This is a genomic window from Virgisporangium aurantiacum, assembly GCF_016863635.1.
GTDB lineage: Bacteria > Actinomycetota > Actinomycetes > Mycobacteriales > Micromonosporaceae > Virgisporangium > Virgisporangium aurantiacum.
The window spans coordinates 164,714-172,209 of the sequence record NZ_BOPG01000004.1 but is presented as its reverse complement, the minus strand read 5'-3'; the positions used below and the strand labels follow the sequence as shown (position 1 = coordinate 172,209).

Genomic DNA, 7,496 nt, shown 5'->3' with positions numbered 1-7,496 from the left:
AACGACCCGCGGTACCCGTCGTTCAAGGGCATCATGGCCGCGAAGAAGAAGCCGGTCACCACGCTGTCGCTGAGCGACCTCGGGGTCGCGGCCGGCGAGGTGGGCTTCGACGGTGCCACCAGCACCGTGGTCGACCACGGCAAGCGTCCGCCGCGTCAGGGCGGCAACGCCGTCATCGACGAGGGCGAGGGCGGCGCGAAGCTGGTCGAGTACCTGGCCACCGAGAAGTTCGTCTGAGAGGGGTCGTAGAGATGGCTGAAGTGCTCGTCGTCGTTGACGCGACCGGTGGCGCACCCAAGAAGGTGAGCCTGGAACTGCTCACGCTGGCCCGCAAGCTGGGCGAGCCGAGTGCCGTGGTGTTCGGCGGCGACGTCGACACCGCGAAGCTCGCGGAGTACGGCGCGGCCAAGGTGTACGTGGTCGACGACCCCGAGGTCGAGAAGTACCTCGTGGCGCCGAAGGCCACCGTGCTCGCCGACCTGGTGAAGACGAAGCAGCCGGCGGCGGTGCTGGTCGCGTCCACCCAGGAGGGCAAGGAGATCATCGGCCGGCTGGCCGTCAAGCTCGACAACGGCCTGCTCGTCGACGCCGTCGACGTCGCCGAGGACGGCACCACCACGCAGGTCGTGTTCGCCGGTGCGGTGATCGTCAAGTCGAAGGTCACCAAGGGCATCCCGCTGGTCGCGGTGCGGCCGAACTCGCTCACGCCGACGCCGGCCGAGAGCAGCGTCTCGCCCGTCACCGAGAACGTGGCGGTGACCCTCGGCGACGCCGACAAGCTGGCGACGGTCACCGAGCGGGTCGCCGAGAAGAAGGGCTCCCGGCCGGAACTCACCGAGGCGTCGATCGTCGTCTCCGGTGGCCGCGGTGTCGGCAGCGCCGACAACTTCAAGCTGGTCGAGGAGCTGGCCGACCTGCTCGGCGGGGCCGTGGGCGCGTCCCGCGCGGCCACCGACTCCGGCTTCTACCCGCACGCGTTCCAGGTCGGCCAGACCGGCAAGACCGTGTCGCCGCAGCTGTACGTGGCGCTCGGCATCTCCGGCGCCATCCAGCACCGGGCCGGCATGCAGACCTCGAAGACGATCGTCGCCGTGAACAAGGACGGCGAGGCGCCCATCTTCGAACTGGCCGACTTCGGCGTCGTGGGCGACCTCTTCAAGGTCGTGCCGCAGGCCATGGAAGAGATCCGGAAACGCAAGTAGCACGAAAGGGCCGGTCCGCCAGGGCCGGCCCTTTCGCTATGTCGTCAGCTGGCCCCGGAGCAGGCTCTCGCCCGAGTGCGCCTGGTTGTTGTCGTACTGCTCGGCCGAGATGTCGACCAGCCGGTACTTCCGTAGATCCGTGGTCGACGCGAGCGGCAGCAGCACGTCGCCGCCGTCGCCGAGCACGCCGACCGCGGTCATCTCCATCGAGTCCGGGTCGATCAGCCACACCTCGTAGTAGCCCGGCTGCAGTGGCAGGCCGGCGACGTGCAGGTGCAGCCGGCGGTCGGGGCCGTTGCACAGCACGCGGGCCTCGCCGGTGGCACCGGGCGGCGCCAGCGGCAGCGCGGCGAGGTCGGCGCGGGCGACCACGGTGCCGCAGGTCGCGTCCGGAACGACGCGGTCGCGGGTCGCCACCAGCGTGCCGGCCACGCCGGCGACGAGCGCCAGCACGGCGGTGGCGGCGATCAGGGCCCAGCGCCGGGTCCGGCCGGGGCCACGCCCGGCCGCCGGGCCCGTCGTGCGGTCGCTACGGCGCGGTGACGCGGTGCGCACGCCGCCCCGCCGCCGGCGCGCCGGGGGAACGGTGCCCTCGACCGGGGCGTCCACGGTGGACCCGACGTTCGTGGCGGCCGCGATCCGGTCCCACACGACGTCGGGCGGCCGGTGCAGTTCGCGGACCTCCTGCGTCTCCGCGCCGATCGTCGCCACCCGCCGCAGCGCCGCGACCTCCGCCCGGCACGTGTCGCAGGTGTCGAGGTGGTCGGCGTGCGCGCTGCCGGCCTCGCCGAGTGCTGCTTCGCCGAGTGCCAGGAGCACCAACGTCTCCGCATCAAGATGCGCCACCGTCCACCTCCAATCGCTGCCGTAGCCGGGCCATGCCCCGGCGGATGTGACTCTTCACGGTGCCCAGCGGCAGCGCGGTGACCGCCGCGATCTGCGGGTGGGTCAGGTCGTCGTAGAAGGCCAATTCCAGCACCCGGCGCTGTTCCGCCGGCAGTTGCGCCAGTTCGTCGGCCATCACCAGGCGGTCGACCACCCGGTCGGGGGCACCGCTGGGATCCGGCGACGCGGGCAGCGCGCGCACGGCGTCTTCGACGCGGTTCTCCCGGGCGGCGGCCCGCAACCGGTCGACGACCTTGCGCCGCGCGATGGCCAGGAGCCAGCCGAGCAGGCTGCCGCGGTCGGGGTCGAACGTCTCGCGGCCCTGCCACGCGGCCACGAAGGTGGTCTGGGTGACGTCTTCGGCGTCGGCGCCCGTGCCGAGGGTGCGCAGCGCCAGGTGGAAGACCGCGCTCCCGAACCGGTCGTAGATCTGCCGCAGCGCCATGGGATCACCGCCACGGAACGCCTCCGCCAGCGAGTGATCCGGATGCGCGGCCCCGAGCGCGCTCATCCGGCGCGGTGCCATCGCCGGGTCACGCCTGACTGTAGCGACATTTCCCCCTCCACCGTGCGGTCCTCGGGCTTACTACGACGGCACCGGTGGCCGTGGATGCGATGTGTGGGCAATTTCCCTGCGTGCATCCGATACCCCCGTCGGCGGGCGAAGGACCGGCCGTAATTCGTCCCATGACGTTGGAGGCTTCACATGCATCTCGCACGATTGTTCGCCGCCGCCGGTCTGGCCGTGGTCGCCAGCGGCGCCGGGCTCGCGATCGCCGCGCCGGCCCACGCGGCCAACGCGAAGGTCTCGGTGGTGCACGGCATCCCCGGCACACCCGTCGACGTGTACGTGAACGGGAACCGCACCCTGCAGAACTTCCAGCCGAAGCAGGTCGCCGGACCGCTCGACCTGCCGCCGGGGCAGTACGACATCGCGCTCACCGCGCCGGGTCAGCCGATCGGCAGCGCGATCCTCAAGGTCGACGACGCGAACGTGCCCGACGGCGCCAACATCACCCTCGTCGCCCACCTCGACGCGGGCGGCCAGCCGAAGATCACGCCGTTCGTCAACGACACGTCGAAGGTGGCGGCCGGCAAGGCCCGGTTGGTGGTCCGGCACACCGCGGCGGCGCCGGGTGTCGACGTGCGGGCCGGCGGGCAGCCGGTGTTCCGTAACCTCACCAACCCCAACGAGGCCAAGGCCGACGTCGCCGCCGGCACCGTCTCGGCCGACGTGGTGCTCACCGGCACGACGACGGTGGTGCTCGGTCCGACCTCGCTGAACCTGAAGGAGGGCACGGCGACGATCGTCTACGCGATCGGTTCGGCCGACCAGAAGACGCTCGACGTGGTGGCGCAGACGATCAGCGGCCTGCACTCGTCGCCGGGTGGCGTGCCCAGTGGCACGGGTGGCCGGGCCGACACGGGTCCCGGCGTGTGGTTGTACGTGGCGCTCGCGGTCGGCGCGCTGCTGGTGATCGGCGGATCCGTGCACGCGTCGCGTCGTGCGGTCGCGGTGCGCCGATGAGGGCTGGTCTCGTCGCCGCGGCGGTGGGAGTGGTCGTTCTGGTCGGGGCCGGCACGCTTGCGTGCCGGTCCCGGCCGGCGGGGGACGCGGGGAGCGTGGCCGCCTCCGCACTGGCTTCCGCCGCGCCGTCGTCCACCGGTCCGGGCGTGCCGGTGGCCGACGGCGGGCTGCCCACCGCGCCGGCCGAGGTGCCGCCGGCCCGGCTGCGGATCCCGGCGATCGGCGTCGACGCGCGGGTGGGCCCGGTGGCGGTCGACCCGGCGACCAACGACTTCGCCGTGCCGCCCAGCGTCGACGAGGTGGGCTGGTACCGGTACGGCCCGGGGCTGACGGCGACCGCCGGTTCGGTGGTGATCGCCGGTCACGTCGACGGCGCGAAGCAGGGCGCGGGCGCGTTCTTCAAGCTGCGCGAGCTCGACACCGGTGACCGGATCGAGGTGCTCGATCCGGCCGGCGCGACGGTCCGGTTCACCGTCGTCGCCCGGGAGATCTACCGGAAGTCGGCGATCCCGCTCGACCGGTATTTCGCCCGCGACGGAGGGCTGCGGCTGACACTGATCACGTGCGGTGGCCCGTTCGACCGGGAAACCGGTCACTACCGGGACAATGTGGTGATCACCGCAGCGCCCACGACGTGAATGAGCAAGTGACCGGGAGGCTGGGGTGCCGTCGCGGCGGATACGCTTACCCGCGATGGTCTACTTCGATCACGCCGCCACCACCCCGATGCTGCCGGAGTCCATTTCGGCGTACGCGACGGTCGCCGGCACCGTGGGAAATGCGTCGTCGTTGCACGCGGCGGGCCGCGACGCGCGGCGGCGGGTCGAGGAGTCCCGGGAGCGCATCGCCGCGGCGATCGGCGCGCGCCCGTCCGAGGTGATTTTCACCAGCGGCGGCACCGAGTCCGACAACCTGGCCGTGAAGGGCATCTACTGGGCGCGGCGGGCCGCGTCACCCGGGCGGAACCGGGTCGTGCTGAGCGCCGTCGAGCACCATGCCGTGCACGACACCGCGCACTGGCTGGCCGAGCACGAGGGCGCCGAGATCACCTGGCTGCCCGTCGACCGGAACGGCCGGGTGGCGCCCGACACGTTCGCGGCGGCGCTCGGCGACTCCGGCGGTAGCGACGTCGCGGTCGCGAGCGTGATGTGGGCCAACAACGAGGTCGGCACGCTGCAACCGATGGTCGAACTGGCCGCTGCCGCAACCGCGGCGGGCGTGCCGCTGCACACCGACGCGGTGCAGGCGATCGGCCAGGTGCCGGTGCACTTCGCCGCGGCGGGCGTGGCCGCGTTGACGCTCACCGGTCACAAGCTCGGCGGCCCGGTGGGCGTCGGTGCGCTGCTGCTCGGGCGCGACGTCGAGTGCACGCCGTTGCTGCACGGCGGCGGCCAGGAACGCGACGTGCGCTCGGGAACGCTCGACGTGCCGGGCATCGTGGCGTTCGCGGTCGCGGTGGAGACCGCGGTGAAGAACCAGCAGGAGTACGCGGTGCGGGTCGGCGGCCTGCGCGACGAACTGGTGCAGCGGGTGCTCGAAGTGGTGCCCGACGCGATCCGCAACGGCCCGGCCGGCGACCGCCTGCCCGGCAACGCGCATTTCTCGTTCCCCGGCTGCGAGGGCGACGCGCTGCTCCTGCTGCTCGACGCGCAGGGCATCGCCTGCTCCACCGGGTCGGCCTGCTCGGCGGGCGTGGCCCAGCCGTCGCACGTGCTGCTGGCGATGGGCGCCGACGCCGACCGGGCCCGCTCGTCGCTGCGCTTCTCGCTCGGCCACACGTCGACCCGGGAAGACGTCGACGCGTTGGTGGCCGCGCTGCCGGCGGCAACCGAACGGGCCCGGCGCGCGGGCGCCCTGAAGGCCGCCCGCTAAGTGCATTTCCAGACGACGGCGCGGAGCGTCTCCGTGTTGTCGTCGCTCTGCCCGGCGATCGTGCGGCCGTCGTCGGAGAGCGTGTTCGGGATCACGCCGAGAACGTTCCCGCCGTTCTTCTGCGGCAACCCGGCCAGGGCGACGGTGCCCGTCTCCGTGCGGAGCAGCCCGCTCGCGTCGTGCGCGGGGCCGGTCACCCACCCGCGCGCGTTGACGGCGCTGGCCCGGATGTTGAACTCCGGGAACACCGTGGCCGCACCGGTGTACACGTTCCACCGGACCGCCCGCGTATCGAAGCCGACGTGCACCATGCCGATCGCCCAGCCGTTGCGGACGGCCGTCACGTCGCCGCCGTCCGCCGTCTTGCCGTCGACCGTCGGGAGGGGGAGCGGGCGGTGCTCGCCGTCCGGGAACCAGACGTAGGGCGCCTGCTGGTCACCGAGGTAGCCGACGATGGTGCCGTCCTCGTCGATGTCCTGTGCGCGTCCGGTGCTGTAACGCTCGGGCAGCGGCAGCCGCTCGGGCTGGCTGTCCGGGCCGGCCCAGCGTGCCGGCAGCGCGGAGCTCCGGTCGTCGCCGAGCACCCCGGCGATCGCGCCGGCCTCGTTGATGCCCCGGGCCTCGCCCTTGCCCCCCGCCAACCGCTTCACGGTGCCGTCGCGGTACACCACCGGGAACTGCCCCTCCTCGCCCGGCCCGTACTCGAAGCCGACCGCGGTGCCGGCCGTGGTGACATCGTTCAGGGACGGTTCGCTGCCGATCAGGGGCAGCTTCTGCACCTTCCCGTCGCGCCACATGAGCGCCTGCTTGTCGCCGTCGCCGAGGTAGGACCGGCCGACGATGATCCGGCCGGTGGGGTCGGCGCCGGTGACGATGGCCTTGCCCGTGCCGGCCGGCATCGGGAGCTTGGAGAGTTCGCACCGGGCCGGCGGTGCCGCCGGTGCGGTCGCGATCGGCGGCCGGCGGACCGGCGGGGTGGAGGCGCTCGCGGTCGGTCCGGCGACGTCCTGACTGGCGTCGGGCGTGGGGGAACCGGTGCCGCGCAGCGTGGTCACCGCGGTCGCGCCGCCGGCGATCACCAGGCCGGTCGCCGCGACCAGCGCCACCGACCGGGTCGCGGTCCGGCGGCGCCGGCGCCGCCGTCCCTCGCGCACGGCGCGGTCGATGTCGATGGTGGACGCGGTGGCAGGCTCGCCGTCGAGCGGACGGAGCAGGGCAACGGCGGAGTCGTCGTCGATGGGGTGCATCAGTGCCTCACTTTCGGGGTCACCGGTCGTGCGTCGAGCAATTTCCGGAGCCGGGCCAGCCCGTACGAGGTCTGGCTCTTCACCGTTCCGGGTGAACAGTTGAGAATCTCGGCGACCTCGTCGACCGGCAGGTCGCACAGGAACCGCAGCACCAGCACCGCCTGCTGCCGACGCGGCACCTTCGCGAGCGCCGCCCGCAGCACCGCGCGGTCTTCGACGCCCTCGTGCCCCGGCGCCGGTTCCGGCTCGGGCAATGACCCGAACAGCCGCACCCGCGCCCATTTCAGCCGGCGCTCGTCGATGAACGCCCGCACCAGCATGGTGCGGACGTAGTTGTTGAGGTGGCTGGCGGCTTGTGCCTTCGACCAGTGCACGAACAGGTTGGTGATCGTCGTCTGCACGAGGTCGTCGGCGCGGTGCTCGTCGCCGCAGAGCAGGAAGGCCAGCCGGCGCAGGGCCGGAATCCGGCCGCGGACGTACTCGGTGTACTCCGCCTCCGGATCATCCATGACTATCTCCCTTCCGTCGCCCCCTCAAGACGGTCGCCGGCAGCCGGTCGGTTGTATATGTCATCGTGGTCGGATGGATTGGGCACTGCGGTGGCGGTACTGGCTCGCGGGCGCGCTGGTGTTGTTCGCGATCTGGGGCGTCGAGGTGCTGCGCAAGGGCGACCTGATCCGCCCGTGGCCCATGGTGCCGCTGGCGATCTGGGCGGTGGTGCTGGTGGTGGCGGGAAGAATGCGAAGGTCCGTCGCGTAGCGC

9 protein-coding genes and 1 pseudogene are annotated in these 7,496 nt (G+C 72.6%); 6 read left to right on the top strand and 4 right to left on the bottom strand.

Annotated features, from left to right (window positions below):
• Positions 1-237: pseudogene (locus tag Vau01_RS03270) on the top strand (electron transfer flavoprotein subunit beta); the annotation flags it as partial.
• 14 nt (positions 238-251) lie between these two features.
• Positions 252-1,202 carry an electron transfer flavoprotein subunit alpha/FixB family protein gene (locus tag Vau01_RS03265; protein WP_203986961.1) on the top strand — a complete coding sequence of 317 codons (951 nt, stop codon included), beginning with the start codon at positions 252-254 and terminating at the stop codon, positions 1,200-1,202.
• 36 nt (positions 1,203-1,238) lie between these two features.
• On the opposite strand, the gene Vau01_RS03260 is transcribed toward Vau01_RS03265, so the two are convergent.
• Together Vau01_RS03260 and Vau01_RS03255 are read right to left on the bottom strand one after the other, a co-directional pair.
• Positions 1,239-2,048, bottom strand: a complete 810-nt coding sequence (locus tag Vau01_RS03260) for an anti-sigma factor (protein WP_203986958.1) — start codon at positions 2,046-2,048, stop codon at positions 1,239-1,241.
• Positions 2,035-2,613 carry an RNA polymerase sigma factor gene (locus tag Vau01_RS03255; protein WP_373320159.1) on the bottom strand — a complete coding sequence of 193 codons (579 nt, stop codon included), beginning with the start codon at positions 2,611-2,613 and terminating at the stop codon, positions 2,035-2,037. Before Vau01_RS03255 ends, Vau01_RS03260 begins: the two co-directional genes overlap by 14 nt.
• 180 nt (positions 2,614-2,793) lie before the next feature.
• Here Vau01_RS03255 and Vau01_RS03250 point away from each other — a divergent pair, with 180 nt between their 5' ends.
• Genes Vau01_RS03250 through Vau01_RS03240 form a run of 3 tightly spaced genes read left to right on the top strand, consistent with a single transcriptional unit; the run spans position 2,794 to position 5,487 of the window.
• Positions 2,794-3,615: a DUF4397 domain-containing protein gene (locus Vau01_RS03250; protein WP_203986955.1), complete on the top strand. Its 822-nt coding sequence runs from the start codon at positions 2,794-2,796 to the stop codon at positions 3,613-3,615.
• Positions 3,612-4,253: a class F sortase gene (locus Vau01_RS03245; RefSeq protein ID WP_203986952.1), complete on the top strand. Its 642-nt coding sequence runs from the start codon at positions 3,612-3,614 to the stop codon at positions 4,251-4,253. The genes Vau01_RS03250 and Vau01_RS03245 overlap by 4 nt, the downstream gene beginning before the upstream one ends.
• Positions 4,254-4,308: 55 nt before the next feature.
• On the top strand, positions 4,309-5,487 hold the full coding sequence (locus Vau01_RS03240; protein WP_203986950.1) for a cysteine desulfurase family protein: 1,179 nt from the start codon (positions 4,309-4,311) through the stop codon (positions 5,485-5,487).
• Here the strand turns inward: Vau01_RS03240 and Vau01_RS03235 are convergent.
• Positions 5,484-6,734: a hypothetical protein gene (locus tag Vau01_RS03235; RefSeq protein WP_203986947.1), complete on the bottom strand. Its 1,251-nt coding sequence runs from the start codon at positions 6,732-6,734 to the stop codon at positions 5,484-5,486. The genes Vau01_RS03240 and Vau01_RS03235 overlap by 4 nt on opposite strands.
• Entirely contained in the window at positions 6,734-7,243 is a 510-nt protein-coding gene (locus Vau01_RS03230) for a SigE family RNA polymerase sigma factor (protein WP_203986945.1), read from the bottom strand. The genes Vau01_RS03235 and Vau01_RS03230 overlap by 1 nt, the downstream gene beginning before the upstream one ends.
• A 73-nt stretch (positions 7,244-7,316) precedes the next feature.
• On the opposite strand from Vau01_RS03230, the gene Vau01_RS03225 reads away from it, so the two are divergent.
• Positions 7,317-7,493, top strand: a complete 177-nt coding sequence (locus Vau01_RS03225) for a hypothetical protein (RefSeq protein WP_203986943.1) — start codon at positions 7,317-7,319, stop codon at positions 7,491-7,493.
• Positions 7,494-7,496: the final 3 nt, after the last annotated feature.